The sequence below is a fragment of the Pontibacter sp. LHS1 genome, assembly GCF_058932855.1.
This window is the reverse complement of record NZ_JBZYWF010000005.1, coordinates 258,384-284,383: the sequence shown is the minus strand read 5'-3', so window position 1 is coordinate 284,383 and position 26,000 is coordinate 258,384. Positions and strand designations below refer to the sequence as shown.

The following is a 26,000-nucleotide window of genomic DNA, read 5'->3' as shown; positions in this document are numbered from 1 at the left end:
ACATTAGGAAGCAGAGCGTTTTATTTTGGTCTAAGCTATAGCTGTCAGGTATACATAGCCTGGGTTAGTTCTGTACTTTCAGCAGTTTATGCACCGACTTTTTACCGCCTTGCTCTACCTGCATATAGTAGATACCGGCAGGCACACGCTGTAGTCTTAGCTGCTCCTGGTGGCTATGCTGATGCTTCAGGAAACGAACCTGCTGCAGCTGGCGACCGGTCATATCCACTAGCTGCACTTGTACTGGTCCGCGATAGTCACCTTCCAGTTGCAGCAGGGTGGCCTCCTGCATGGGGTTCGGGTACACGGTAACGCCCCTTTCTGCCAGCTCTTCCTCAGCTGAGAGCACCAGTCCCTGCCATGGCACCAGACCAGGCTGTGGTGTTTCGAGCTTTTTGGTGGTGTAAATATGAAATTCGCCCGGCTGCAGCTCCATTGCCTGACCAGGGTCTGTGATGTTATTTTCTCTTCCCGTAAAGTAGTCATACCACACCCCGGCGATCGGAAAGTTCGCATTGACCGGCTGTACCTTCACATCAAAGTTACCGATTATGTATACCCGCATGTCCTCGTGAAAAAGGGAGATGCGCTTCACGTGACCATTCAGCTGAAGGTCGAAATCATCGGTGCTGAAGGCCGGCTCATTCAGTTTCAGCTTGATCAGCTCGGCGTATACCTGGTAGAGCTTCTGGCGCTCCGGCTGCTGCTGGTATTCCCAACGGATCGGCTTCTGACCGGTGCGCCCGTTTTCGTTTATTGGAACCTCATATCCCAGTTCTCCAAACTGCCACATCATTTTAGGGCCAGGTATAGGAAAGAAAAAGGCAGCAGCCAATTTGGAACGGTCAAGGGCGGTGCTCAGGGTACGGGTATTATAACTGCCGTTTCGGTTGCCGAAGTTGAGCACATCATACATGATGCGCTCCTCGTCGTGGCTTTCCATGTACCCGATCAGGTAGGGATTTTCCCAGGAGCGGTTCTTATAGGATATGCTCTGCGGATTGGCCAGTATGCCCTTAGCCATGTTGCGGTAGTCGTGGCTGACATTACCCCAGAACATCATGCCGTAGTTGGACAGTTCTTTCTCTTCCTGGTTATCGGCAAAGTGCTCCAATATCACATAAGCTGTTTCATCGTAGCTTCTGATCTCGTCATAAATGCGCTTCCAGGTGGCTACGCGGCTGGCATCGTAAGCACTCCATGCATTCACGTTCTCGCCGGTATTCGTCTGCGTAAAGCCTTTGGAAAGGTCAAAGCGGTAGCCGTCGATGTTGTACTCTTCTATCCAATGGCGGTTCACGCGCTGCACCAGGGCTTTGGTGGCTTCACTCTCGTGGTTAAAGTCAAAGAACACGCTGAAAGGATGCGTGGCCCGCTGGTTAAAGAACGGGTTATTGGCAGCCGGCTGGTTGCCGTCCCAGTACATTTTTACATAGGGGTACTCGTAATCGGCCTGGTTGAGCACGATGTCCAGTATCACAGCAATGCCCATTTCATGCGCCTTGTCTATAAAAGCTTTCAGGTCGTTCTTGGTACCATAGGCTTTGTCGGGCGCAAAAAAGAAGATCGGATTATATCCCCAGGAATCGTTACCGGAGAACTCCATGACCGGCATCAACTCAATGGCGTTTATGCCGAGTCTTTTGAGGTAAGTCAGGGTGTCGGTCAGCGTCTGGTAGTTGCGGGCCGCGATAAAATCGCGCACGTGCAGTTCATAGATCACCAGGTTCTCCGGGTCAGGCCGCTGGAAGTCGGTCACTTTCCAGGTATAGTCCTCCTGGTCTGTCTGCAGAATCGATACGATTCCTTCCGCCCCCTCCGGATAAGCCTTCAGGTTAGGGTAAGTGCTGGCAGGTATGTACTGGTCCATAGCCGGGTCCAGGATCTTTTCAGTGTAAGGGTCGGCCACCGCCAGCACACCGTCCACCAGGTACTGGTAGGCTACCTCCTGCCCGATTGGCAGGCCCGTCAGTTCGATCCAGTAGCGGTTGCCGTCGGGGGTGCGCTTCATCAGGTGTTCCTGTCTGCTCTCCCAGTTATTAAACTCTCCAATGGCATACACAAAGCTTTTGTGAGGTGCATACAACACCAGGGTGGCGCTGGTTGCTCCGGTGTAGTTTACGCCATCCTGCATTCCGTTTGGCAGCGCTGCGACAGTTGGTTGTGGCTTCACCCGGAAGGAAAAACTTTCAGTTGCCGTGGCATCACCCAGCTTTGCTTCTACGGTCACAGTGCGCTGCACACCCGCCTGGTTGCCCGCATTGATACTGGTCTGTACTTCGTCGACATCGCTGGAACTATACACTACCGTATTGTCGAGCTTTACCGTTACACTGGCTTTCGACGATATGACAGCGCGCACAGGTATAGCACTGTTGGCATCGACGAAGAAGTTTCGCTGCTCAGGTTCGCGCAAGGCTATCTGCAGGCTTCCGTCGTAGATCTGAATGATAAAGTCTTCGGTCTGAGCGGTGCCGTTGCCGTTTTTAAGCAGTAGTCCCAGCTTATCGATGGTTTGCCCGGCTGGTACTCCAAAGTAAGTTCGGGGCGTGAGCTTGATCTGCCAGCGGTCGTTTCCTAGTGAGGTCATCTTGCCCGGATTGAAAGGCTGGTTAAAATTCGTTTGCCCGGCTGGCTGGTACTGAAAAGCATCAGTCGACCCCACAGTGCCCGCGCCTGACCACAGGTACACATCGTCAGTCTTGTTCAGCAGCCCGGTGGCACGGCCATCTTTGGACTGCTTCACGTCGAATATGAGAGTGATCTCCTCATCGCCGTTGGGAAACTCAGGTATCGTTTGCACGGCCTGCGCCTGCACCCGCCAGGCTATACCGGACAGGAAAACAAAAAGCACTACAAAGCGGTAGAGGTATTGGTTTGCCATAAAGGGGATTTTATAGATAAAAGGAATTCAGAAGTATAGCAGCAGGTACGAGACACAAGAGACAGTTCTCACATTTCCCTGAAAATATGCCTTTGTCCTGGTTTTAGTGTTATAACACTAGATAAGTTTGTATATTTTTCAGAGCTTAAAGGTATGATTTTCGATTAAATTCTAATATAATTGTTGTACTCCGTTTCAAAAACGGTGCAATCGCGCATGGACGAGCAGGAAGTTTGGAGTAGGTTTAAAGCAGGAAGCGAAGACGACTTTTCGCTGCTGTACCGTCATTTTGCTCCCATCATGCTGCGCTACGGCAACCGGATCACGCCTGACAAGGAGCTTATACGCGATTGTCTGCAACAGGTGTTCTTTTCGCTCTGGAAAAGCCGTGAATCCATCGGCAGCCCTGCCAATGTGCAGCATTATCTCCTCAAATCCATCCGCAACGAGATCATCAAAAGGGGCAATCGCGCCAAACAGCACGAATCCTTACCTGAAAACTACCACTTTGCGCTGGAGGACTCCCACGAGCAGACCCTGATCCAACTGCAGACGGCAGAACTGACGCGCCAGCGGATCTCAGAGCTGCTTTCACAGCTCCCGGCCAGGCAGCGGGAAGTCATCTTCCTGAAGTACTACGCCAACCTCAAGTACGAGGAGATTGCCGCCATCATGGACATCGGGCAGGACTCCGTGTACAAGACGACTTATAAAGCCATAGCCCGCCTGCAGCAACTGCTGCATAACAGTACCCTCCTGCTCCTCACACTCTTCTTTTAAAGCCATCTATCTGGCTTATTCACAAATATTTAGAAAATTTTTTATTTTTTTTCGCTTACAGAAGGGATAAAATCCGGAGTAGCAGGCTATTGTATATAGAGCACACATAAACGCTGAAACCGCATCAAATAAACGCCTGACATGAACTACGCAACAGCTACTGCAACCGAACTGGCAGCTGACCATGACTTTATACAATGGGTAAAATACCCTACGCAAAAAAGCACCTTGTACTGGACACAGGTAGCGGAGCAGTATCCTGAAAAGGCGCAGGAACTGGCGGAGGCGCGTCGTTTGGTGCTGTTGCTCTCGCAGGAACAGGCTGCTGACCACAGCTGTGATGAAGATGCAGCGCTGGTGTGGGAGCAGTTGCAGGAGGCCATGCAGCAGGACAGGGAAAGTGGAAATGATGGCGGACGCGTGCTTTCCCTGTGGGGCTATACCCGCAGCACCTGGCTGTCTGCAGCGGCTGTTATCGTCGTTCTGCTGGCTGCTACTGCCTTGCTTTTCACCCTCCAAAGGTCCGAGCCGGTAACTTACGCCACGACCTATGGCGAGAAGCAGATTATCCAACTTTCTGACAAATCCGTAATAGTACTTAACGCTAACTCCAGTATAACTATTCCTAAAAAATGGAAAGAAGATGAGCCCCGAACCGTACAGATGAGCGGCGAGGCTTTTTTCTCGGTAACACAGCAGGCTAACAGACAGCAGTTTATCGTAACAACCAGCAAAGGCACCGAAATAAATGTACTGGGAACGGAATTTAACGTATACGACCGCGATCAGGAAGACCGTGTTGTACTGGCCAGCGGCAAAGTGAAACTGAGCACCACACTACATGGCAAAACAAAACAGCTGGAGATGCAACCCGGCGATCTAATAACAGTATCTGAAGCGCACGGCTTTAGCCATCGGCGTGTAGATCCGGACCTGTACACTGCCTGGCAGCATAACAAGGTATACTTCGACAATTATACCCTGCGTGAAGTAGGCGCACTCGTGGAGCATCAGTATGGCTACAGGCTGGAGTTTAGCAGCCAGGCCCTCTCGGAGCAGCGTGTCACTGCTTTTCTGGAAGTAAAAGGCCCGGAAGACATTGTCAACACGCTGGCAGAGACCTTTGACCTGAAGGTGACCCAAAAAGAGAAAACTATATACATAAGCTCACTATAAATTAACCTCATATCTATGTCAAATAAATCTACCAAGAGACTACGATCCTTGGGTCTGGCAGTAGCGCTGTGCTGCTTCCAGGTACCGGGGACCGCTCAGGGTTATCCGGGCCCGGGTCCGAACCTTGCAGTGAACCACACCTCCGGACAGGCCCTGACGGCCAAGTCGCTCAAGGATTTGCTCAGCGAGCTGAAAGATTCGCACGGCATACAGTACTCTTACCAGGCAAGCCTGGCCGATGACCTGCAACTGATCGTGCCGGAGCAAAAGAACGGCGTACAGAATGTGGACGAGTTCCTGGGCACTACCCTGGCCAGCAATAACCTGGCGTATAAGAAGGTAAAAGGCGTTTACATCATCTCGAAAGCACGTCCTGCCGCAGCCACCGCAACAACCGTCGTAGCCAAGCCTCGCACGGAAGTACGACAGGATGTAACCGTAAGCGGCCGTGTAGTAGACGAGAACGGCGAAACACTGCCAGGCGTGACGGTTGTGCTCAAAGGCACCACCCGCGGCACTTCAACCAACGCAAACGGAGAGTTCACCCTGCCTGTGCCGGCTTCTGGTGGTTCGCTTGTGTTTTCCTTCATCGGCTATACAACACAGGAAGTAGCCATTAACAATCAGTCTACGGTGAACGTGACCATGCGCACCGACGCGCAGGCGCTGCAGGAAGTGGTTGTGGTGGGTTATGGTACCCAGCGCAAAACCGATATTTCGGGCGCTGTAACACAGGTGACTTCTGAAGACTTTGTACAGGGCCAGATCACGACGCCTGAGCAACTGATCCAGGGCAAAGTGGCCGGTGTACAGATCACACCAAACGGTGGTGCGCCAGGCGCTGGTAGCCGCATCCGCATCCGTGGCGGTGGTTCCCTGAATGCCAGCAATGATCCGCTTATCGTGATTGACGGTGTGCCGCTGGACAACTCTGATGTATCAGGTTCTGCCAACCCGCTCAGTTTCCTTAACCCGAATGACATCGAGTCTTTCAACATTCTGAAAGACGCTTCAGCCACAGCCATTTATGGATCACGTGCCTCCAACGGTGTGATCATCATCACCACCAAAAAAGGCACTGTCGGTCAGAAGCTTGGTGTTACATTTACAACGCAGCACTCACTTTCCAAAGTGGGCAAAACGGTAGACGTACTCTCAGCTGACGAGTTCCGCGGGGTAGTAAATGAGCAGGGCACGCCTTCGCAGATCGCACTGCTCGGCAACGCCAACACCGACTGGCAGGACCAGATTTACCAGACAGCCTATACCACTGACAATAACCTGAGTGTGGGTGGCGCTGTGGGCATGCTGCCTTACCGTGTGTCGCTGGGCTACCTGAACCAGGATGGTGTGCTGCGCACGGGTAACTTTAAGCGTGGCTCGATCGGTGTAAACCTGAGCCCGCGCTTCCTGGACGACCACCTGACAGTAAACCTGAACTACAAGGGAGCCATCACCAATAGTAAGTTTGCTGACGAAGGCGCCATCGGGGCGGCCGTGGCCATGGACCCGACGCAGCCTGTGCTGTCTGGCAGCGATCAGTTTGGTGGTTACTTCCAGTGGCTGGATGCCAACGGACGCTACAATCCGCTGGCTACCCGCAACCCGGTGAGTATGCTGGAGCAGCGTGACGACCGCGGCGAAGTAAAACGCCATATTGGTAACGTGCAGCTGGACTACAAGCTCCACTTCCTGCCTGACCTTAGAGCCAACCTGAATCTGGGTTTTGACCGCTCCAACAGCAGCGGCTCTACTTTCTATCCAGCTGACTTTGCTCCGGAGGCTCCAAACAATGGCAGAAGAACGGAGTACGAGCAGGAGAAGAAAAACACACTGGCTGACTTCTACCTGAACTATGTGAAAGACCTGACGGGCATTAACAGCCGCATCGATGCGACGGCCGGTTACTCTTTCCAGGAGTTTGAAAACGAAAGCCCACAGTTTATCCCAACTGATGCAGAGGGCACTCCGCTCAGCGACCTGGAGCCAGGACTACCGACAAATGACATCTACCGCCTTAAGTCTTATTTTGGTCGACTCAATTACGTGTTACTGGATCGCTATATCCTGACAGCTACAGTGCGTCGTGATGGTACTTCACGCTTTGGTGACGAAGTCCGTTGGGGCACGTTCCCTGCGCTGGCATTGGCCTGGAGAATCAATGAGGAGGCTTTCCTAAGAGATTCTAGAGCTGTATCTGAGTTGAAACTGCGTGTAGGTGTAGGTGTTACAGGTCAGCAGGATATCATAGGGGTATCTAACCGCTACTTCCCATACTTGGCCCGTTACACAGTGAGTGACAACACAGCACAGTACCAGTTCGGTAACCAGTTTTACAACCTGCTCCGTCCGGAAGGTTATGATGCGAACCTAAAGTGGGAAGAAACGACCACTTACAATGCGGGTATAGACTTCGGTTTCGCTAACAACAGAGTGAACGGTAGCCTTGACTACTTCTTCAAAGACACCCGTGACCTGCTGGCCCTTGTATCGATTCCGGCCGGCACCAACCTGGTGAATGAGCTGATCACAAACGTAGGTAACCTGGAGACCAGGGGTCTGGAAGCAGCCCTGAACTTTGTGGCTATAGACAATGAGAAAGTGAACTGGAGCATCGGCATCAACGGTACTTATCAGAAGCGTGAGATCACCAACCTGAGCAAGATCGAAGATCCTAACTTTGAAGGCTACCCTGTAGGCGGCATCGCCGGTGGTGTGGGTAACAACATCCAGATCAGAACGGTAGGCTATGCACCGGATGTGTTCTATGTATACAAGCAGGTATATGACGAGCAGGGCAACCCGATCGAAGGCCTGTATGCCGACCTGAACGGCGACGGTGTGATCAGTGAATCTGACCGCTACCGCTACAAAAAGCCGGAGCCTGACTTCTTCCTGGGCTTCAACACCAACCTGACCTACGGCAACTTCGACCTGGGCCTGGTGATGCGTGGCAGCGTGGGCAACTACATGTATAACAACGTGTACTCCAACAATGGCGCTTACCGCTCCTTTATGTTCCCGGGCTACCTGACCAATGTATCGCCAAATGTGCTGGAGACCAACTTCATGAACTACCAGCTGTTCTCCGACTACTACATGGAGAACGCCTCGTTCCTGCGCATGGAGAACATCAACCTGGGCTACAACGTGGGCCGCATCTTTAACGAGAAAGCGAATCTGCGCGTGAACGCCAACATCCAGAACCTGTTTGTGATCACCAAATACAACGGTCTTGATCCTGAGATCGCCAACGGTATAGATAATAACTTCTACCCTAGGCCGCGTGTTTATACCTTAGGTCTGACTGTTAATCTTTAATCCATCCTATCATGAAAACTCTGAATTTCAGAACCATAAGAAACATAGCACTGGCAGGCGTCTTTTCCCTGACAGCTGCTTCCTGCGACCACAGTCTGGACATAGAGCCGAAGTACGATGTAGTATCGGCTAACGTGTACCGCGACTTCGCCAACTACAAAAGCATCCTGGCTAAAATGTATGCCGGCTATGCGGTGACGGGTCAGCAGGGTCCTGCCGGCCGTCCTGACATCAGCGGTATCGACGAGGGCTTCTCGAACTACCTTCGCCAGTACTGGCAGGCCCAGGAACTATCGACTGACGAGGCGATCATTGCCTGGAACGACGGTACCCTGCGCGACCTCCACGACATGGACTGGACGCCGGCCAACGAGTTTTTGCGTGCGCTTTACAACCGAATTTTCTACCAGGTATCGCTCACCAACGAGTTCATCCGCGAAACGCAGGACGGTCTTCTGAGCGAGCGTGGCATTACAGGCGCTAATCTGGAGGAAGCGAGACGCTACCGTGCCGAGGCCCGCTTCCTGCGCGCCCTGAGCTACTGGCACGCCCTCGACCTGTACGGTAACGTGCCATTCGTAACAGAGCAGGACCGCGTAGGTTCTTTCTTCCCGGAGCAGACGACACGCGCCGACCTGTTTAACTATGTGGAGAGCGAGCTGCTGGCCATCGAAAGTGAACTGGGAGATCCCGGATTCGAATACGGCAGAGCTGACAAGGCAGCAGCCTGGACGCTGCTTGCCAAGCTATACCTGAATGCGGAGGTTTACACCGGCCAGGGCCGTTATGCCGATGCTGTGACCTACTCCCGCCGCGTGATTGATTCGGGTCGCTACCAGCTGGAGGCAGAGTATAACCACCTGTTCCTGGCTGACAACCATACCTCAAGCGAGATCATTTTCCCGATCACCTTCGACGGTATGCGCACCACTACCTGGGGCGGTATGACCTACCTGGTGCACGCACCGGTGGGTGGCAACATGAACGCAGCTGCTTTTGGCATCAATGGTGGCTGGGGCGGTCTGCGCACCACCAAAAACATTGTGGAGCTCTTCCCTAGCACCAATGCCACACCGGATGAGCGCGCCATGTTCCACACAGACGGCCAGAACCTCGAGATCGCTGACATTTTCACTTTCACGGATGGTTACCCGATCACGAAATTCAAAAACGTGAACAGAGCGGGTCAGGCAGGCTCTGACCCAAGTGGCAACCACCCGGACACTGACTTCCCGATGTTCCGACTGGCTGATGTATACCTGATGTATGCAGAAGCTGTGCTGCGTGGCGGTGGTGGTTCTGCTGCTGACGCGCTGGACTATGTGAACCAACTGCGCCGTCGTGCTTACACGGATGCAGCCGGCAATGTGAGAGGCAACGGCGGTGCGATCAGCCAGGGGCAGTTGACACTCGATTTCATCATCAACGAGCGTGCCCGTGAATTGAAATGGGAAGGTCACCGCAGAACAGACCTGATCCGCTTCAACCGGTTCACTTCGGATACTTATGTGTGGCCATGGAAAGGTGCCGTTCCGGAAGGCAGAGGCGTGGAGGAATTCCGCAGACTGTACCCGATCCCAAGCACTGACCTGACCGCCAACCCGAACCTGACACAGAACCCGGGCTATACACGATAATCTGAAAAGACCGGAAGCTGATCTCTACTGCGGCCAGCTTCCGGATAGATACATCACATCTTGAAATGATCAAATATGAAAAGCACGATAAATAAATTATTTACCCTGTGCCTTATGTCGCTGGTGCTGTTCTCTTGCGAGAAAGACGAAGAGCGGCTGGTACTGCGACCTGGCGCTGCCCCTACCCTTGCTGCCACTGAAAACAGCGTGGAGTTGACAGCAGAAACCAAGGGGGAAGATGCGATAACCATGAACTGGACAGCCGCTGATTATGGCTACCAGGCAGCTGTTACCTATACCCTGCAGTTTATTGCAGAAGGTGGTGACTTTGAGGAGGCCAGAGAAATAGAAGCAACACCAGGAACGACGAGCAGAACCTTGACCGTAGCTGAGCTGAACACCCTGGCTACGCAGCTGGGTCTGGCGCCAAACAACGAAGGCACCATACAGGCACGTGTCCGATCTTCTGTGGCAGAGAGTGTAACACCAGCCTATTCCAACGTAATTTCTTTCAACGTAACCCCGTTCCTCGACATCATCGAGTACGTGTCGCTGTGGGTGCCGGGCAGCCACCAGGGCTGGGACCCGGGTACTGCACCGAAGGTGTCGTCTGTGAATGACAACGGTGTGTACGAAGGTTACGTGAACTTCCCGGAGGCGCAAACCAACTTCAAATTCAACCCGGAACCTAACTGGAATAATGACTTTGGCGGCACCAGCAGTGGCAACAAAGGCACGCTGACAGAAAAAGGAGACAATTTAGTTGTGAACGGCGCAGGCTATTATTTGCTTAAGGCGAACACCAACCAGATGACCTGGGAAGCCATCAGAACAAGCTGGGGTGTAATTGGTGACGCGACAGGCAGCTGGGATAATGACAAGGACCTGACATACGATGCTACTGAGCAGGTATGGAAAGCCACACTGAACCTGACAGTGGGTGAGATCAAGTTCAGAGCAAATGACGCCTGGGATATCAACTTTGGCGACGACAACGCCGACGCCAGTCTGGAGTATGGCGCAGCCAACATCAAGGTAGAAGAGGCCGGTCAGTACGAAGTAATTCTGAATCTGGCTAATCCGGGTAACTACACTTACACACTTACCAAGCTTTAAGATGCGAAGCTCGCGCATAGACTTTACTGAAGCATACTGCTGCGAACTGCACCTTTAAACTAAGCAAACCCGGCAGGCTACTCCGCTTGGCCGGGTTTGCTATATAAAGACCTTTTGTTTTCAACCTTTCAGCAAAAATCTCCCTATGAAGATTTTCTACAAAGCGCTGGCTGCCCTCCTGCTGACCACGTCGCTATACCTGCCGTCGCATGCGCAGAACAGCCCGATCAGAGAAGTCGGCTCCGTGAACAATGTCAACATCTCCGGACAGAAAGTAAGCCTGACCACCGACCGGAATAACCACGTGGAGGTGACGGTCTATACCCCGACCGTGGTGCGTGTGCGTATGGACAAGCAGCCGCTTGGCAAAGACTTTTCTTACGCTGTGGTTACACAGCCGCAGCAAACCAAAGTGAACATCACGCAAAACGACAAGGAAGTCACCATCCAGACCGACTCGTTGCAGGCGCGCATTACCAAAAACCCATTCTCTGTTGCTTTCCTGACACGTGACGGTAAAGTGATCAACCAGGACGAAGAAGGGCTGACCACCTCCTGGATTGGGGAGGAAGTGACCACCTACAAAAAGATGCAGAAAGGCGAGCGCTTCATTGGGCTGGGTGAGAAAACCGGTGGGCTCGACCGTCGTGGCAGCGGCTACACCAACTGGAATACCGACGCCTATGCCTACACCACCAACCAGGACCCGCTTTATACCACTTTTCCTTTTTACATCGGCATCCACAGCGGACTGAACTACGGCATCTTCTTCGACAACAGCTACCAGAGTGATTTCAACTTCGGGGCCAGCAACGACCGCTTCTCCTCTTTCGGGGCACAGGGCGGCGAGATGGATTACTACTTCTTCTACCACACCAAACTGGCCGACATCATCGGGAGCTATACCTTCCTGACCGGCCGCATAGAACTACCGCCGCTCTGGAGCCTGGGTTACCAGCAGAACCGCTATTCCTACTACCCGGAGACAGAGGTGTTCCGCATCGCACAGACCCTGCGTGAGAAGCGTATACCTGCCGACGGCATCACGCTGGACATTCACTACATGGATGCCTACAAGCTTTTCACCTGGGACAAAAGCCGCTTCCCGGACCCGGCCGGCATGAACAAAAAGCTCAAGGACATGGGCTTCCGCACTACTGTGATCGTGGATCCGGGCATTAAGATCGAAGAAGGTTACGGCGCCTACGAACGTGGTGTGAAAGACGATGTGTTCCTAAAATACCCGGACGGCAAGTACTACGCCGGTGAGGTATGGCCGGGCTGGACACACTTCCCGGATTTCACGAGCGAGAAAGGCCGTGAGTGGTGGAAAAAAGAGCTTAAGTTCTTTGCAGAGACTGGCGTAGATGGCTTCTGGAACGATATGAACGAGATCGCCACCTGGGGACAGAAGATGCCGAACAACGTGCTCTTCAACTTCGAAGGCAACATGACCACGCACAAGGAAGGTCGCAACGTGTACGGCCTGCAAATGGCCCGCGCCAGCTACGAAGGCGCCCGTCAGCACATGCAGAACAAGCGGCCGTTTATCCTCTCCCGTGCCGGCTACTCCGGCTCTCAGCGCTACTCCGCCATCTGGACAGGTGACAACCGCGCAGAAGACAGTCACATGCTCTTAGGTATACGCCTGCTCAACAGCCTGGGCGTAACCGGTGTGGCCTTCTCGGCTATGGACATTGGCGGCTTTACCGGCAATGCGCCGGTTGGTCTCTTTGCCCGCTGGATTCAGTTGGGAGCCTTCACTCCTTATTTCCGTAACCACACCGGCGTGAACACCCGCTCTGCTGAGCCCTGGGCTTTTGGAGAAGAGGTGACTGAGATTGCCCGTAACTTCATTAACCTGCGTTACCGCCTGATGCCGTACATCTACTCCAACATGTACGAGGCCACACAGACTGGTCAGCCGCTGATGCGCACCCTGGCTATCGATTATACCCACGACGACAAGGTATACAACGGTGAGTTCGACTCGCAGTTCCAGTTCGGCAAAGCCTTCCTGATCATGCCGTTTGAGAGCAGCAAGAACTACGGCAAGGTATACTTCCCGCGCGGCAGGTGGTACGACCTCTGGACCGGTGAATTGAAGCAGGGCAACCGCGAGGAGATGGTTGGAGTGCAATACAACAAGCTGCCAATCTACGTGAAGGAAAGCAGCATCATCCCGATGCAGTCGCTTGTGCAGCACACTGGTGAGATGCCAACTGACACGCTGACCATCCACGTATACCGCGGCGACGTGGCCAACAGCTTTGTGTACTACGAAGACGACGGCGAAAGCTACGACTACGAGAAAGGCGCCTTCTACAAGCGCACCATCACCTACGATCCACGCCGCAAAACCATTACGTTTGGTGATGTGGAAGGTAACTTCAAGACGAAGTTCAACCATGTGAAAGTAATGCTGCACGGCTTTGATGCCAAGGCCCGATTCCAGTTCAACGGCAAGCGTGCCACCGTGCAGGAAGACTTCGCGTCGTTCATCGATCCGGTTTCCCGCTTCGACCCGCAAGGCACTGCTAATCCACAAATTGGGTACAAAGTGCGCAGTATGGTTGTGCGGAATGATAATGGGCGATTTACGGTGGGGTATTAATTGTCTGAATCTGTACATAGGGCCCCTACCCCAAGGATTTACAGGATTTCAGGATTTACAGGATTCTCGTGCACGATTGTCATCCCTCTGCCCCCGCCGAAGGGGACTATATACCCTCGCTCGCGTCCCGCGAGTGTGAGCTATCCTGCGGATTCCGGCCGCTGTAATGTGTATCTCCGGCACAGTTAGCGGAACGCCACCAAATAGCTTACACTCGCCAGAGACGAGCGAGGGCTTGGGTTACGAAAGCATACGCAACTGGAGCAATCAAAAGCTCTGTGTTTAAACCAAAAAATCATTCCTACCTCCTCCTGTTATTAGCGGAGGGTGGGGTAAATACAAACAACCATGAAAAAACTAAACCTGCATCACCTGCTGCTTATACCTGCGCTATACCTGGCGACTGGCTGCAGCTCGACAAGCCAACCGGACAGCCAACCTGTTACTACTGCCAATGAATGGCCACACGGTGTAAGCTACGAGATCTTTGTGCAGTCCTTCTGCGACTCGGACAATGATGGCATTGGCGACATCAAGGGCATGACTTCTAAGCTCGATTATTTGGCTGAGCTAGGTATAGAAGGCATTTGGCTGATGCCCATGAGCCCCTCTCCTTCCTACCACAAATACGACGTGACCGACTATACCGGCATACACCCGGATTACGGCACGATGGAGGATTTCAAGAATTTTCTGGAGGAGGCGCACAAGCGGAACATAAAGGTCGTAATTGACTTTGTGGTGAATCATTCAAGCAACCAGCACCCCTGGTTTTTAGAGGCGGCTAAAGACGAGAAAAGTCCTTACCGCGACTATTATGTGTGGGCGCACAAAGACGATCCGCAGACCAAAGGCGAGGGAAAAACCACAGGCGACGACTCTCACAACGTGCACCAGTGGCACGAGGTGAAAGGAAGCGACTATAAGTATTTCGGTTACTTCTGGGGCGGCATGCCTGACCTCAACTTCGACAATCCGAAGGTGCGGCAGGAGGTATACAAGATCGGTCGCTACTGGCTCGAGGAAGTTGGTGTAGACGGCTTCCGACTGGATGCAGCACGCCACATTTTCCCGGATGACAGACCCGCTGACAACCATGCTTTCTGGGAGGAGTTCCGGGCCGAAATGCAAAAAGTAAAACCGGATGTATACTTGGTAGGTGAGGTATGGGCAGAGGCAGATGTAGTGGCTCCTTATACCAAAGGCCTTCCCGCCCTGTTCAATTTCGAAATGAGCTGGAAGATACTTGATGCCCTGAAGACAGGAAACGGCGATTCCCTAGCCATCCACCATGACCGCATCATTAACACATACGAGCAGGTGAATCCAAATTTTGTGGATGCCACTATCCTGAGTAATCACGACCAGAACCGCATCATGAGCGAGGTAAATGGTGATGTGAATAAGGCCAAAGTTGCGGCTGCGTTGTTGTTCACATTGCCAGGTTCTCCATATGTGTACTATGGCGAAGAGATCGGGATGCAGGGCAAGAAGCCGGACGAGCAGATCCGGGAGCCTTTCCTGTGGGATACCAAAGCCAATGACGATTGCCGCACCAGTTGGGTGACCCCGGAGTACAGTACCGAGCAGAACGTAAAGCCGATGGCGCAGCAGACCAAGGATCCGAACTCGCTTCTGAACCACTATAAAGCCTATATTCAGCTTCGCAACAGCAGTAGCGCCCTGACTCGCGGAGAACTGGAACCTGTGAATATGCAGAACAGGGCAGTGAGTGCTTTTCTGCGCACAACAGCCGACGAGTCGGTGCTGGTGCTGCATAACCTCTCTGGCAAAGAAGTGAGTGTCCCTATACCTGCCAGTCTGCAGGAGCACAGCAAGCTGGTACATCAGTACAATGCTGCCAAACTGAATAGCAATACAGTCATACTACCGGCTTATAGCTCCATCATCCTCAGCAAGTAACCCATGAACAGCAAAAAGAATATGCCCGAGTATAAAGTTCGCCGTACCTTAGGTATGCTCGCTCTTTTCGGAAGCCTGAGTACCGCCTGCCTGATGGGCTGCTCTGGCAACGACAGCCAGACAGAGCAAACCACAAGTACAGCAGAAACAAGCACGATGGAAATAAAATCAGAACCCTTTGGCACCGCCCCCGACGGGCAGGAAGTGCAGCTCTATACCCTGACCAACGATAATGGCATGACCGTAAAGATCACCAATTATGGGGCGATCGTCACATCGATTCAGACGCCGGATCGCGAAGGCAACCTGGGGGAAGTGGCGCTCGGTTTTGACAATGTGGATGGTTACGTACCCAACGATCCGCATTTTGGTGGCATTGTGGGCCGCTATGCTAACCGCATTGCGAAAGGCAAATTTACGCTGGACGGGCAGGAATATACCCTGGCTACTAACAATGCGCCCAACCACCTGCATGGCGGCATTACCGGTTTCGACAGGGTAGTATGGCAGGCTGAGCCTTTGCAGCAGCAAAACGCAATCCGGCTGACCTACGTGAGTAAGGACGGTGAAGAGGGTTATCCAGGCAACCTGACCGTGGTGGTGACCTATACCCTGACGGGTTTTAACGCCCTGAAGATCGACTACGAAGCTACGACCGACAAAGCCACGCCGGTTAACCTAACCAACCACAGCTATTTCAACCTAAGCGCGGGCAAGGAAAAGGACATCCTCAACCACATCGTTACGATCAACGCAGACCAGTTCACAGCGACAGACGAAACGCTTATACCTACCGGTGAGTTGGCTCCGGTGAAAAGCACGCCTTACGACTTCACCACACCAACCCGTGTTGGAGAGCGCATCGACAATCTGCAAGGCTACGGCTATGATCTGAACTACGTGGTGCGCAACGGAGGCGAAAAACTGGTACATGCCGCAACGGTAGAAGAACCAACCACAGGTCGCGTGATGGAAGTGCACACGACGCAACCCGGCATCCAGTTCTACACTGCTTACCACCTGGACGGTACCCTGACCGGCCACAACCACACGACCTACAACCGCTACGCCGGCCTCTGCCTCGAAGCCCAGCACTTCCCCGATTCCCCGAATCAGGAAAGCTTCCCTTCAAGTATCATCCGGCCAGGCGAGAAGTACAGTGAGACGACGATGTATAAGTTTGGGGTGAAGGAGTAGTCAGAATCAGGATTTAGGGGATTAAAGGATTGATAGGATGCCAGTGCATGATGAAACCTGACCCCGCTCCTCCCGGGATGAGAATCACCTCCCCTAGCCCCTCCTAAAAACAGGAGGGGGACTTTTTGCTACTACCAGTTTTAAGGTACAAGCGCTGTAGATTATTTTTTGCAATACCGGGTCAAACCACCCCTGCCCCTCCTTAACCAAGGCGGGGAGTTTCAGTAACTGCCACTTTTCAGGTATAATCATAGTTGCTCCTGACACGGCCCACTGACACGCATTGAAAAGGTAACTTGCACTTGAGCTATGCAACAAATCTCGCTCGCCAGGTGCACCTTTTGACGCTCCACTGTTGGGGGTGAAGGGGTCCCCCTGTCAAGAGCGTTCAGCGAGTGGGGGTAGGGGGCCCCGAGAAAGGAGCTTCTTGATTTTTTTGCCTACTGGGGGTAGGGGCCCTCAATTTTTTCATCAAGGAAAAAAGTAGGTCCCGGCCGGACAGGCCAAGCTTTAGAACAAAAAAAGTTGCTAAACCTGCAATCAGTAAAGCGCAGGTATATATAGTATAAGCATCGAATATGAAAAAAACCTATTGTTTACATACCTTAGGCTTAGCAGTCATTCTAACTGCAACTGCCTGCAAAACACAGCAACCCGACACCGGCACAACAACTGAAACGGTCAGCACCGATCAGGCAATCTGGCAATCCCAAGCATACAGCATCTACCCCGACCGCGTGGTCCAAGGTGATCATGTAGCAAAGGCGCTCTCCCCTACCGAGATCACCTCGAGCTATCAGAGTCCAGCAAACGAGTTCCAGTCTCCGGAGGTGCTCTTCAAATTCAGCATCAACAGCAAGGACAACGAGATGCCGCCGGGTATGGACCACCAATTTGTGTGTCTGGCCGAAGAAGGCGGTAGCTGTGAAACGCCGATCATCAAATTCGGGCAACAGCTGAAAGCTACTGAGCCGGCACCTGCCAAGGCATTTCTGCCGCCGAACACACCGCTGACGGTACGGGTTGATATGCGTGAGGTATTGCAGGCCTTTGAGAAGCAAGGCTTTTACACTGCCTACAACGGCAGCAAGGTATATAAAGACGATTTCAAGGGTGTATACATCGCTGGCAACTCCTCTCCTCTCACCTGGGACTTCGACAACCTGGCAAGTCGTGAAGGGATGGAGCTGGAAGACCCGGACGGCGACGGCATATATGAAGTGACGCTCAACATGAACGCGCACCGTGAAGAGAAATTCACAGCTTCTCACTGGAAACTGAGTTCACCCATCGACCACTATCCGCAGTACAAATCCGACTATGTAATAACAGATGCGCTATACAACTTGACGCTGGAGGAAGTGGTGAAGAATATCGAGGAAGACAGCACTTTCAGGACAGGCAAAGAGTGGGCCGGCGTGTGGACCCGCGACATCAGCTACAGTTTGATTTTGGGACTGGCTGCCATTGAGCCGGAGATAGCCCGCAAAAGTCTGATGCGCAAAGTGAAGAATCAGCGCATCATTCAGGACACAGGTACAGGCGGCGCTTACCCCGTGTCGACCGACCGGATTGTATGGGCCACAGCCGCATGGGAAATCTACACCGTGACCGGCGACAAGAACTGGCTGCGCGAATCGTACGAGATCATCCGCAACTCGATGGAAGACGATTTGCTCAACGCCTTCGATCAAAAAACAAACATGATGCGCGGCGAGTCCTCGTTCCTGGACTGGCGTGAGCAAACCTACCCGAAATGGATGCAGCCGGCCGATATCTACGCTTCGCAAAACCTCGGCACGAATGCCGTTCATTATCAGGCCAATGGGCTGTTGAGCCAAATGGCGACGATGCTGCAGGATACGCAGGCGGCTGACAGGTATAGTCAACTGGCCGAACGCATCAAACAAGGTATAAACCAGCAGCTATGGCAGGAGGAAAAAGGCTATTACGGGCAGTACCTCTATGGTCGCAATTACCTGTCGCTTTCGCCAAGAGCCGAGGCACTGGGTGAGGCGCTGACTGTGCTGTTTGGTATAGCGGATGCGGACAGAGCCAAAAGAGTTGTAGCTAACACGCCGGTATACGACTTTGGTGTTCCGAGCATCTTCCCACAGATCCCGAACATTCCGCCTTACCACAACAACGGCATCTGGCCTTTTGTGCAGGCTTACTGGACGCTGGCCGCCGCCAAAGCCGGTAACGAAACCGCCACTTTGGAGAGCCTGAACGCCATTTACCGTCCTGCTGCATTGTTCCTCACCAACAAAGAAAACTTCGTGGCCAGCAACGGCGACTATGCCGGCACGCAGGTTAACTCCGACCGTCAGCTTTGGAGTGTGGCCGGATACCTTGGCATGACCTATAAACTGCTTTTCGGCATGGACTTTCAGACAGATCGACTGGTGTTCAAACCCTTTGTACCAGAGGTATACAAAGGCAGCCGCCGTTTAAGTAATTTCAGGTATAGAAACGCCGTACTCGACATCGAAATGCAGGGCTTTGGCAATAGCATCCGTAGCATTACGCTGGACGGTAAACCGCTTGAAGACGCTGCTATACCTGCCAACCTCAGCGGTCAGCATAAAGTGCAGATCGTGCTCTCCGACGAAATAAGCGACAAAGGCAGCCAGAACAAAGTAGCCCACCACGTGACGCCTCCAGCTCCGACTGCTAGCTATACCAATGGCAAATTCAGCTGGCAGCCTGTGGAGGGTGCGGTGAACTATACTGTGCTCCGTAACGGTAAGCCTCTACAGGAAACCACTCAAACAGGTATAGCGGTGCAGGCCGACGGCTATGCTGAATACCAGGTAATCGCAACGGACGCAGCAGGCTACGGCTCTTTCGCCAGCGAACCTGTCCCGGTATACCCCGCGGCGCTGGATCAGGTATACGAAGCCGAGACAGCAGCTACGCCAGCCAGACAACCTTACAAAGGCTTCACCGGCAAGGGCTTCGTGGAAGTAAGCAAGAAGGTCAATACGACCATCACGTTTAAAGTGAATGCGCCACAGGCAGGTTGGTACGCCATTGACTTCCGCTACGCCAATGGCAACGGCCCGATCAACACCAACAACAAAGCAGCCATCCGCACCCTTCGCATAGGCAAGCAAATGGCAGGCACCATCGTGCTGCCGCAGCGAGGCATCGGCGAGTGGAGCGACTGGGGCTATACCAACAAGGTATGGGTGCAGCTCGAGAAAGGTACTCACCAGTTGTCACTTACCTTCGAGCCACAAAACGAGAACATGAACGGTGAGATCAATCAAGCCATGATCGACCACCTGCGTATGATCCGGGTGCAGTAATCTGAGCCTTTATTGGCAACTGGAAAGCCCCGCCTGCTCGAGATCAGGCGGGGCTTTGTTGTCCTAGCCGCACCTTATTTCAAAAAAAGCCAGTATAGCCTATACCTTTAAATTTAAACGATGACACAAAGAGAAGTAACCAGCACAGACAATACCACCTGGACCTGCGTGCAGGCCTACAGCAGTTTAGCAAAAGAAGATGCAGAAAGGGCTGCTGAGAAGGCAGAAGGTGAAAACGGCAAAGTGACTGTAGTCTGCACGCCAGGCGGCGGCGCCCAGACGGTGCGGCTACAATTAACAAAAGATTGGATCGAGTCTGTATCGGACGAAGAGCTGGTAAAGCAAATCGAAGCCGCGCAGGTATAAATTGCTGCAGGACATACCTGCTAAATCAACAGCATATTCGTTATACTTGCAGAAACCCATTGCAGCGATATGCTCTCTCACCGACACGAGATTTTTATGGAAGTGGCGCGGCTGCTGAGCTTCACCAAAGCCAGCCAGACGCTCTTTATCAGCCAGTCCGCCATCAGCAAGCACATCAAAGCGCTGGAGGAGTTCTACAAGACCGGCCTCTTCGAGCGACTCGGCAACAGTGTGGTACTCACTCCTGCCGGCAAGCTGCTGTATGAAAAACTGCTGTCTGCCAAACAGCTGCAGCACGAGCTGTACCAGGACTTCAAGCAGGTCAGCGAAAGCTTCTCCCCTCAGGTCAAGATGATCCTCGGTGCCAGCACCACCATTTCGCTCTACATTCTGCCGCCGGTACTTTCGGCCTACCTGCAGAAGAACCCGAACGTGCAGCTCGACCTGAAGAACCGCAATAGCGAGAACATCCTGAAGGCCCTGCTCGATCATGAAATTGACCTCGGCATTGTGGAGGGTATCAACAAAGTGAGCAACGTGACCTATACCCCCTTCCTGACTGACGAAGTGATTGCGGTGTGCTCGTCCCGTAACCCATTGAAGAAGCAGCAACTGGAGATTCGCGACCTGTATGAAATTCCGCTGGCGCTGCGTGAACGGGGCTCGGGCACACTGGCCGTACTGGAACATGCGCTGGAGCAGAAAAAAGTGAAGCTGCAGGAGCTGCCGATCCGGATCAGGCTGGGCGGAACGGAGGCGCTGAAGAACTTTGTGCGGGTAGACACCTGTCTTTCCTTTCTGCCGCGTCAGGCGGTGCTGAAGGAGCTACAGTCCGGGGAACTGGTGCAGGTGCCTATTACGGGGCTCACCATCAAGCGTAGCTTCAATTTCATTCAGCGCAAAGGCACCGAGAACAATTTCCCTTACAAAAATTTTATTCAGTTTACCAAACGGCATTATTCCATTTTGGAATAGCCCATCTTATAATGCTATTTTGTTAGGTCATATCAGTTCTGCTAATTGCCGTAAATACTGATATGGAAACGACCCTTCAATCGCTGCTGAGCCACCTTAGCACCCTGACTTGCTCGAGCTGTGGCAAACAATATTCTCCATTCGAAAAACAAACCATTTCGACTTGCTGCCAACTACCATTGCTGGCCGGCTATACCTTTGCTGAACCTCTGCAGAAGGAGGCATTGCAGAAGCGTGCAGGCACCATGTGGCGCTACCTCGAGATGCTGCCTGTGCTGCACGAAGAGAACATTGTGAGTCTTGGCGAAGGCTATACCCCGATTCTACAGCTTTCTAATCTGGCGAAAAAGTACGAACTGCGCTCGCTGCAGCTGAAAGACGAAGGCCAGAACCCGACCGGCTCCTTTAAGGCCCGGGGCCTGAGCATGGCCATCTCCAAAGCGAAAGAGCATGGCGTGGAGGGCTGCATTGTACCTACGGCTGGCAATGCCGGCGTAGCTATGGCGGCTTACTGTGCCAAGGCAGGTATGCGTGCCACGGTGGTGATGCCGCGCCATACGCCAAAGGCTTTCCGGGACGAGTGCTACTGGTATGGCGCCGAAGTGGTGCTGGTAGATGGCCTGATCAACGACTGCGCCGCCAGGGTGAAGGAGCTAAACAGCGCAGGCGAACTGCTGGACGTATCGACTCTAAAAGAGCCTTACCGACTCGAAGGCAAAAAGACCATGGGCTATGAAATTGCCGAACAGGGCAACTGGCAGTTGCCGGACGTGATCCTATACCCTGCCGGAGGCGGCACGGGTCTGATCGGCATCTGGAAAGCTTTCAGGGAAATGAAAAAGATTGGCTGGTTGCCAGAGGACATCAAGCTACCGCGTATGGTGGCGGTGCAGGCCGAAAACTGCCGTCCGCTGGTGGAGACTTTCTACGGCAGACAAGCCAATGCGCAAAACTACGTGGGCAAACCCACCATTGCCAATGGACTGGCTGTGCCTCGTCCGCTGGGTGAGCAGCTGATGTTGCAGACCCTGCAGGAATCCGGCGGCACGGCCATCAGCATTACGGAGCAGGAAATGATTACCGGATTAAAAGAACTGGGCGCCAGTGAAGGGCTGTTTGTAGCGCCGGAAGGAGCCGCCGTCTGGATGGCGACCCGCAAGCTGGTAGACATTGGCTGCCTATCACCAGACGAAAAAATACTACTGCTCAACACGGGCTCCGGGCAGAAGTATATGGAGAACCTGTCTGATGTATTTGCGCAGGAATAAGCAGGCGTAGTCAGGCGTGCTCCGCCTCTCTTTCAAACTTATACCGCACACTGAATACATACATAAAAATGCCGTAGGAAATAGTGCCGAGCGCCACCAGAAAGAAAACGGTATCCCCGACTATACCGCCGCCAATGAAGTCAAAAGCGGAGTCGGTGTCACCGACTTCGTCGGGATCTTTTTTGATGGCACCTTCCAGGAGGAAATAGCCCAATACCATCAGAATGACACCCCTTGCCAGGTAGCCCGCCCAGGCAAGGGTTTTGATGATCCCTTTCACCGTGTCCGACAGTTCCTCCAGATGCAGCCATTTTTTGTAATCGCCTATCATCACAAAACGGAACTGAAACAGTCCCACAATACCCGTCATCACACCGACTGCGCCGATCAGCCACGGCCCCACCTGCCAGGCCAGCACCTTTGCGATCATCAATTGCTGATCCTGCTCACTATCATCGCCGCCGCCGTTCAGCACATCCCAGGCAGAAAATGCTATCAGGCCATACCCCACTGATGTCAGACCAATCCCCACCCTTTTGGCTATACCTTTCATATCACTTCCAAAATCATAGGGGTCTGTAATCGCCTCAAAAATCCGCCACAGGATGTACCCGACCATACCGATCAGTACCACCCAAACCAGTATTTCGCCCAGCGTATACTCCAGCAAATAATCCAACGCCCGCTCTTCGTCAGCATCATCATCCGACCTGCCAAAGAGCGAAAGTAGCGCCATGCTCCCCAGCAGCACATACACTGTACCGATGGAAGCACAGCCATAGCGGGCCAGAGACCGCGCCATCCTCTTATATTTTTTGTCTATCGTCATGCGTCCTGCAGGTGCGCTCGGCTATACCAGGGTAAGAAGGTGAAAGTTAAGTTTGTGTGAAGAGTGAAAACTTTCGGCTCCTGATGGAGGCTATTTATAAGGAAAACACTATCTTCACTTATAGCATCAGCTCTATCTTATCAATCTATACGGCATATCTTATGACAACTATCGCATTAATTGCCCACAACAACAAGAAAACCGAACTACTGAACTGGGTAAAAGAAAACCAGCAGGCCCTGCGTCAATACAAACTGATCGGAACAACCAATACCTCCAAGCTGATCAATGAGCTGCTGGACATGAACATTGAACCCTTCGGACATGGCCCCAGCGGTGGTGATATTTTGCTCGCCGCCCGCCTGTTGCAAGGCCAGATCCAGAAAGTGATTTTTTTCATCGACGTAGAGACCCCACACGGCCACGAGCACGATATCCAAACCCTGATCCGCACGGCAGTACTTAATAATATTCCAATTGCATTGAATAAGGCATCGGCTGATCTAATTGTGTTGGAGCGGGAAGCTTAGGAAGGAAGCTTTAGATGTAGTGCCGATAAGCGTATGTTTACGCTTTTGGGGTAGTTGGCGCTTATTATAATGATGAAAGAAATAATCATTTTCCTGACTATTCATCTCATCGTGCCAATGGTGGGGCTAATCATTTACATTCGTCTTGTTCAAAAGATAAAAAGAGAAAAGGTAGAAAATCCGCCTATCATTGACCTTTTTTTAACTTTTGTTACATACGGTGGACTCTTGCTTGTTATGTTAACGACCTTTTTCTGGGAATGGTCAGCGATGGCATCTCTTGGGTCGTTCTACTTGTTTATCTTAGGTCCTATAGTAATGGGAGTTATTGCATATAGGAATTACAAGAGCAGGAATATATCTAAATATCATGAATGGACACATTGGACTGGAAAAGCATATTTTGTCTTTCTTGCGGTGTCTGTTTTTATTGCTTTTTTAGTTGAATAAAACAACATACGCCAGCACAGACATCATGTTCGGCTAATGCCTCACCCGTTGCCTGTACGAGACCGTTCTACAAACTCCAAAAGATTTATTATAAATCTTTTGCCTTCAATCAAAAACTTGAGCGACTAAATGGGTAGCATTAAATTCACTGAGAAAATTGAAATTAAATGCAGTCCTGAAGTCGTATTTGACTATACTCAGGACTATGAGCAAAGACTGACATGGGACACTTTTCTAAAAAAGGCTGAGCTTATAGAAGGAGCAGAATCGGCGGAGGTAGGAGTTAAAGCATATTGCATCGCCAACAATGGACTTGGAATGGTAACGGAGTATGTTTCATTTAACAGACCAAGGGCTACAGCAATCAAAATGACTAAAGGTCCTTTTCTATTCAAATCGTTTTTAGGCTCCTGGACTTTTAAGGAAGTACAACCAAATTTAACGGAAGTTATTTTTCTATATTCTTTTCAACTTCGGTTTCCCTTCAAATTGGCATCAGGGCTAAGTATGGACTGGCACTGCCAAATTCACCTCGGTATGGGTGCAGGAGAACGGTAACTGGAAACTGAGCGAAGTTTTAAGCTACGACCACCAGGCTGCAGACCCCGAAAAAATACGAAGGCAGGAAATAGAGCAGCTGCTGCAAAAGCACAAGGTACCTGCCATGGGCCTGGGCATTATCGAAAATGGAAAACTAACCAAAACAGAAGTGTTCGGCACCCTGGATGGCAAAACAAAAGCCCCTGGCAATACCATCTTCAAAGTCGCTTCTCTCACCAAACCCATCGTAGCGCTCACCACCCTGAAGCTGATAGATAAAGGTCTGCTGAACCTGGACGAGCCTTTGTACAAGCATTGGATAGATCCCGACCTGAAAAAAGACAAGCGGCACCAAAAGCTGACGCCAAAGCTTGTGCTCACGCACCAAACAGGCTTCCCGAACTGGCGGTATATGCACGAGTCGAACCATTTGGCATTTGAGTTCGACCCAGGCACCAGGCATCAATACTCCGGCGAAGGCTTTGAATACCTAAGAAAGGCCATCGAAAGCAAGTTTAGTAAATCCATCGAAGAGCTTGCAACGGAGCTACTGTTTATACCTGCAGGTATGGACGACACGAGATTTTGGTGGGATGCCACGATGGATGAAGCAAGGTATGCGCAGAACTTTGACGCCCAGGGTATACAGCATCCTACAGTTAGGTATTACGAAGCCAATGCAGCTGCCAACCTCCTGACTACCGTAGAGGACTTCGGTAATTTTCTGGTTTATGTGTTAAATGGAGCAGAATTGTCTCCTACCTTGCTTAAAGAGATGCACAAAAGTCAGGTGCAGTTGCGGGAATATGATTACTTTGGGCTTGGCTGGGAGAAACTGACGGGGTTCAGCAATGGAGAATACGCCCTGATCCATACCGGCAAAGATCCGGGTGTCAGTGCGCTGGCCATCATTTTCCCGAAGTCCAGAAACGGTTACCTGATCTTCCTGAACGGAGACAATGTAGATAAGGTATATGAAGAGATGCTCACCAGGCACCTGTACCTTGGAAAAGAACTCTGGAACAAAAGATAAAAGCATCGCCCTAAATTTTATATTGCCCAACTTTCTCATTTAAATGAAAA

Annotated in this window: 18 protein-coding genes; 16 read left to right on the top strand and 2 right to left on the bottom strand. The window is 52.1% G+C overall.

Features of this window, described 5'->3' with window-relative positions:
* Positions 1-64: 64 nt before the first annotated feature.
* Positions 65-2,884 (bottom strand): alpha-amylase family glycosyl hydrolase, encoded by a 2,820-nt coding sequence (locus AC5FXQ_RS12410; RefSeq protein ID WP_493602744.1) that lies wholly within the window; start codon positions 2,882-2,884, stop codon positions 65-67.
* A gap of 216 nt (positions 2,885-3,100) precedes the next feature.
* Here AC5FXQ_RS12410 and AC5FXQ_RS12405 point away from each other — a divergent pair, with 216 nt between their 5' ends.
* From AC5FXQ_RS12405 to AC5FXQ_RS12350, 12 genes are all read left to right on the top strand, one after another.
* Positions 3,101-3,664: an RNA polymerase sigma factor gene (locus AC5FXQ_RS12405; RefSeq protein WP_493602743.1), complete on the top strand. Its 564-nt coding sequence runs from the start codon at positions 3,101-3,103 to the stop codon at positions 3,662-3,664.
* A gap of 141 nt (positions 3,665-3,805) precedes the next feature.
* Positions 3,806-4,840: a FecR domain-containing protein gene (locus AC5FXQ_RS12400; protein WP_493602742.1), complete on the top strand. Its 1,035-nt coding sequence runs from the start codon at positions 3,806-3,808 to the stop codon at positions 4,838-4,840.
* A 15-nt stretch (positions 4,841-4,855) separates the two neighbouring features.
* On the top strand, positions 4,856-8,161 hold the full coding sequence (locus AC5FXQ_RS12395) for a SusC/RagA family TonB-linked outer membrane protein (RefSeq protein WP_493602741.1): 3,306 nt from the start codon (positions 4,856-4,858) through the stop codon (positions 8,159-8,161).
* Between the two features lie 11 nt (positions 8,162-8,172).
* The gene (locus AC5FXQ_RS12390) at positions 8,173-9,798 is read left to right on the top strand and encodes a RagB/SusD family nutrient uptake outer membrane protein (RefSeq protein ID WP_493602740.1); all 1,626 of its coding nucleotides are present in this window, start codon (positions 8,173-8,175) and stop codon (positions 9,796-9,798) included.
* A gap of 114 nt (positions 9,799-9,912) precedes the next feature.
* Positions 9,913-10,914 carry a SusE domain-containing protein gene (locus AC5FXQ_RS12385; RefSeq protein ID WP_493602739.1) on the top strand — a complete coding sequence of 334 codons (1,002 nt, stop codon included), beginning with the start codon at positions 9,913-9,915 and terminating at the stop codon, positions 10,912-10,914.
* Positions 10,915-11,059: 145 nt separating this feature from the next.
* The gene (locus AC5FXQ_RS12380) at positions 11,060-13,528 is read left to right on the top strand and encodes a glycoside hydrolase family 31 protein (RefSeq protein ID WP_493602738.1); all 2,469 of its coding nucleotides are present in this window, start codon (positions 11,060-11,062) and stop codon (positions 13,526-13,528) included.
* Between the two features lie 348 nt (positions 13,529-13,876).
* The gene (locus AC5FXQ_RS12375; RefSeq protein ID WP_493602737.1) at positions 13,877-15,451 is read left to right on the top strand and encodes an alpha-amylase family glycosyl hydrolase; all 1,575 of its coding nucleotides are present in this window, start codon (positions 13,877-13,879) and stop codon (positions 15,449-15,451) included.
* A gap of 3 nt (positions 15,452-15,454) precedes the next feature.
* A complete protein-coding gene (locus tag AC5FXQ_RS12370; protein ID WP_493602736.1) occupies positions 15,455-16,648 on the top strand; it encodes an aldose epimerase family protein in 1,194 nt (397 codons plus the stop codon).
* Between the two features lie 578 nt (positions 16,649-17,226).
* On the top strand, positions 17,227-19,959 hold the full coding sequence (locus AC5FXQ_RS12365) for an alpha-L-rhamnosidase-related protein (protein WP_493602735.1): 2,733 nt from the start codon (positions 17,227-17,229) through the stop codon (positions 19,957-19,959).
* A gap of 120 nt (positions 19,960-20,079) precedes the next feature.
* On the top strand, positions 20,080-20,325 hold the full coding sequence (locus AC5FXQ_RS12360) for a hypothetical protein (RefSeq protein ID WP_493602734.1): 246 nt from the start codon (positions 20,080-20,082) through the stop codon (positions 20,323-20,325).
* 69 nt (positions 20,326-20,394) lie between these two features.
* Positions 20,395-21,300 carry a LysR substrate-binding domain-containing protein gene (locus tag AC5FXQ_RS12355; protein ID WP_493602733.1) on the top strand — a complete coding sequence of 302 codons (906 nt, stop codon included), beginning with the start codon at positions 20,395-20,397 and terminating at the stop codon, positions 21,298-21,300.
* 62 nt (positions 21,301-21,362) lie between these two features.
* On the top strand, positions 21,363-22,568 hold the full coding sequence (locus AC5FXQ_RS12350; RefSeq protein WP_493602732.1) for a threonine synthase: 1,206 nt from the start codon (positions 21,363-21,365) through the stop codon (positions 22,566-22,568).
* Positions 22,569-22,578: 10 nt separating this feature from the next.
* Here the strand turns inward: AC5FXQ_RS12350 and AC5FXQ_RS12345 are convergent, their stop codons facing one another.
* A complete protein-coding gene (locus AC5FXQ_RS12345; RefSeq protein ID WP_493602731.1) occupies positions 22,579-23,370 on the bottom strand; it encodes a DUF1206 domain-containing protein in 792 nt (263 codons plus the stop codon).
* Between the two features lie 188 nt (positions 23,371-23,558).
* Here AC5FXQ_RS12345 and AC5FXQ_RS12340 point away from each other — a divergent pair, with 188 nt between their 5' ends.
* The 4 genes from AC5FXQ_RS12340 (at position 23,559) to AC5FXQ_RS12325 (ending at position 25,950) form a co-directional block, all read left to right on the top strand.
* Positions 23,559-23,927 (top strand): methylglyoxal synthase, encoded by a 369-nt coding sequence (locus AC5FXQ_RS12340; protein WP_007659336.1) that lies wholly within the window; start codon positions 23,559-23,561, stop codon positions 23,925-23,927.
* Positions 23,928-23,999: 72 nt separating this feature from the next.
* Positions 24,000-24,377, top strand: coding sequence for a hypothetical protein (locus tag AC5FXQ_RS12335; RefSeq protein ID WP_493602730.1), 378 nt, complete (start codon positions 24,000-24,002; stop codon positions 24,375-24,377).
* 129 nt (positions 24,378-24,506) lie between these two features.
* The gene (locus tag AC5FXQ_RS12330) at positions 24,507-24,935 is read left to right on the top strand and encodes a type II toxin-antitoxin system RatA family toxin (RefSeq protein ID WP_493602729.1); all 429 of its coding nucleotides are present in this window, start codon (positions 24,507-24,509) and stop codon (positions 24,933-24,935) included.
* On the top strand, positions 24,919-25,950 hold the full coding sequence (locus tag AC5FXQ_RS12325) for a serine hydrolase domain-containing protein (protein ID WP_493602728.1): 1,032 nt from the start codon (positions 24,919-24,921) through the stop codon (positions 25,948-25,950). The genes AC5FXQ_RS12330 and AC5FXQ_RS12325 overlap by 17 nt, the downstream gene beginning before the upstream one ends.
* The last annotated feature ends 50 nt before the right edge of the window (positions 25,951-26,000 follow it).

Excerpts from the sequence above, each read along its gene's own strand:
- AC5FXQ_RS12390 (WP_493602740.1), top strand. The coding sequence starts at position 8,173 with ATGAAAACTCTGAATTTCAGAACCATAAGAAACATAGCACTGGCAGGC.
- AC5FXQ_RS12350 (WP_493602732.1), top strand. The coding sequence starts at position 21,363 with ATGGAAACGACCCTTCAATCGCTGCTGAGCCACCTTAGCACCCTGACT.
- AC5FXQ_RS12345 (WP_493602731.1), bottom strand. The coding sequence starts at position 23,370 with ATGGCGCGGTCTCTGGCCCGCTATGGCTGTGCTTCCATCGGTACAGTG.
- AC5FXQ_RS12355 (WP_493602733.1), top strand. The coding sequence starts at position 20,395 with ATGCTCTCTCACCGACACGAGATTTTTATGGAAGTGGCGCGGCTGCTG.
- AC5FXQ_RS12375 (WP_493602737.1), top strand. The coding sequence starts at position 13,877 with ATGAAAAAACTAAACCTGCATCACCTGCTGCTTATACCTGCGCTATAC.
- AC5FXQ_RS12330 (WP_493602729.1), top strand. The coding sequence starts at position 24,507 with ATGGGTAGCATTAAATTCACTGAGAAAATTGAAATTAAATGCAGTCCT.
- AC5FXQ_RS12405 (WP_493602743.1), top strand. The coding sequence starts at position 3,101 with ATGGACGAGCAGGAAGTTTGGAGTAGGTTTAAAGCAGGAAGCGAAGAC.
- AC5FXQ_RS12410 (WP_493602744.1), bottom strand. The coding sequence starts at position 2,884 with ATGGCAAACCAATACCTCTACCGCTTTGTAGTGCTTTTTGTTTTCCTG.
- AC5FXQ_RS12365 (WP_493602735.1), top strand. The coding sequence starts at position 17,227 with ATGAAAAAAACCTATTGTTTACATACCTTAGGCTTAGCAGTCATTCTA.
- AC5FXQ_RS12400 (WP_493602742.1), top strand. The coding sequence starts at position 3,806 with ATGAACTACGCAACAGCTACTGCAACCGAACTGGCAGCTGACCATGAC.
- AC5FXQ_RS12370 (WP_493602736.1), top strand. The coding sequence starts at position 15,455 with ATGAACAGCAAAAAGAATATGCCCGAGTATAAAGTTCGCCGTACCTTA.
- AC5FXQ_RS12335 (WP_493602730.1), top strand. The coding sequence starts at position 24,000 with ATGAAAGAAATAATCATTTTCCTGACTATTCATCTCATCGTGCCAATG.
- AC5FXQ_RS12360 (WP_493602734.1), top strand. The coding sequence starts at position 20,080 with ATGACACAAAGAGAAGTAACCAGCACAGACAATACCACCTGGACCTGC.
- AC5FXQ_RS12385 (WP_493602739.1), top strand. The coding sequence starts at position 9,913 with ATGTCGCTGGTGCTGTTCTCTTGCGAGAAAGACGAAGAGCGGCTGGTA.
- AC5FXQ_RS12380 (WP_493602738.1), top strand. The coding sequence starts at position 11,060 with ATGAAGATTTTCTACAAAGCGCTGGCTGCCCTCCTGCTGACCACGTCG.
- AC5FXQ_RS12340 (WP_007659336.1), top strand. The coding sequence starts at position 23,559 with ATGACAACTATCGCATTAATTGCCCACAACAACAAGAAAACCGAACTA.
- AC5FXQ_RS12395 (WP_493602741.1), top strand. The coding sequence starts at position 4,856 with ATGTCAAATAAATCTACCAAGAGACTACGATCCTTGGGTCTGGCAGTA.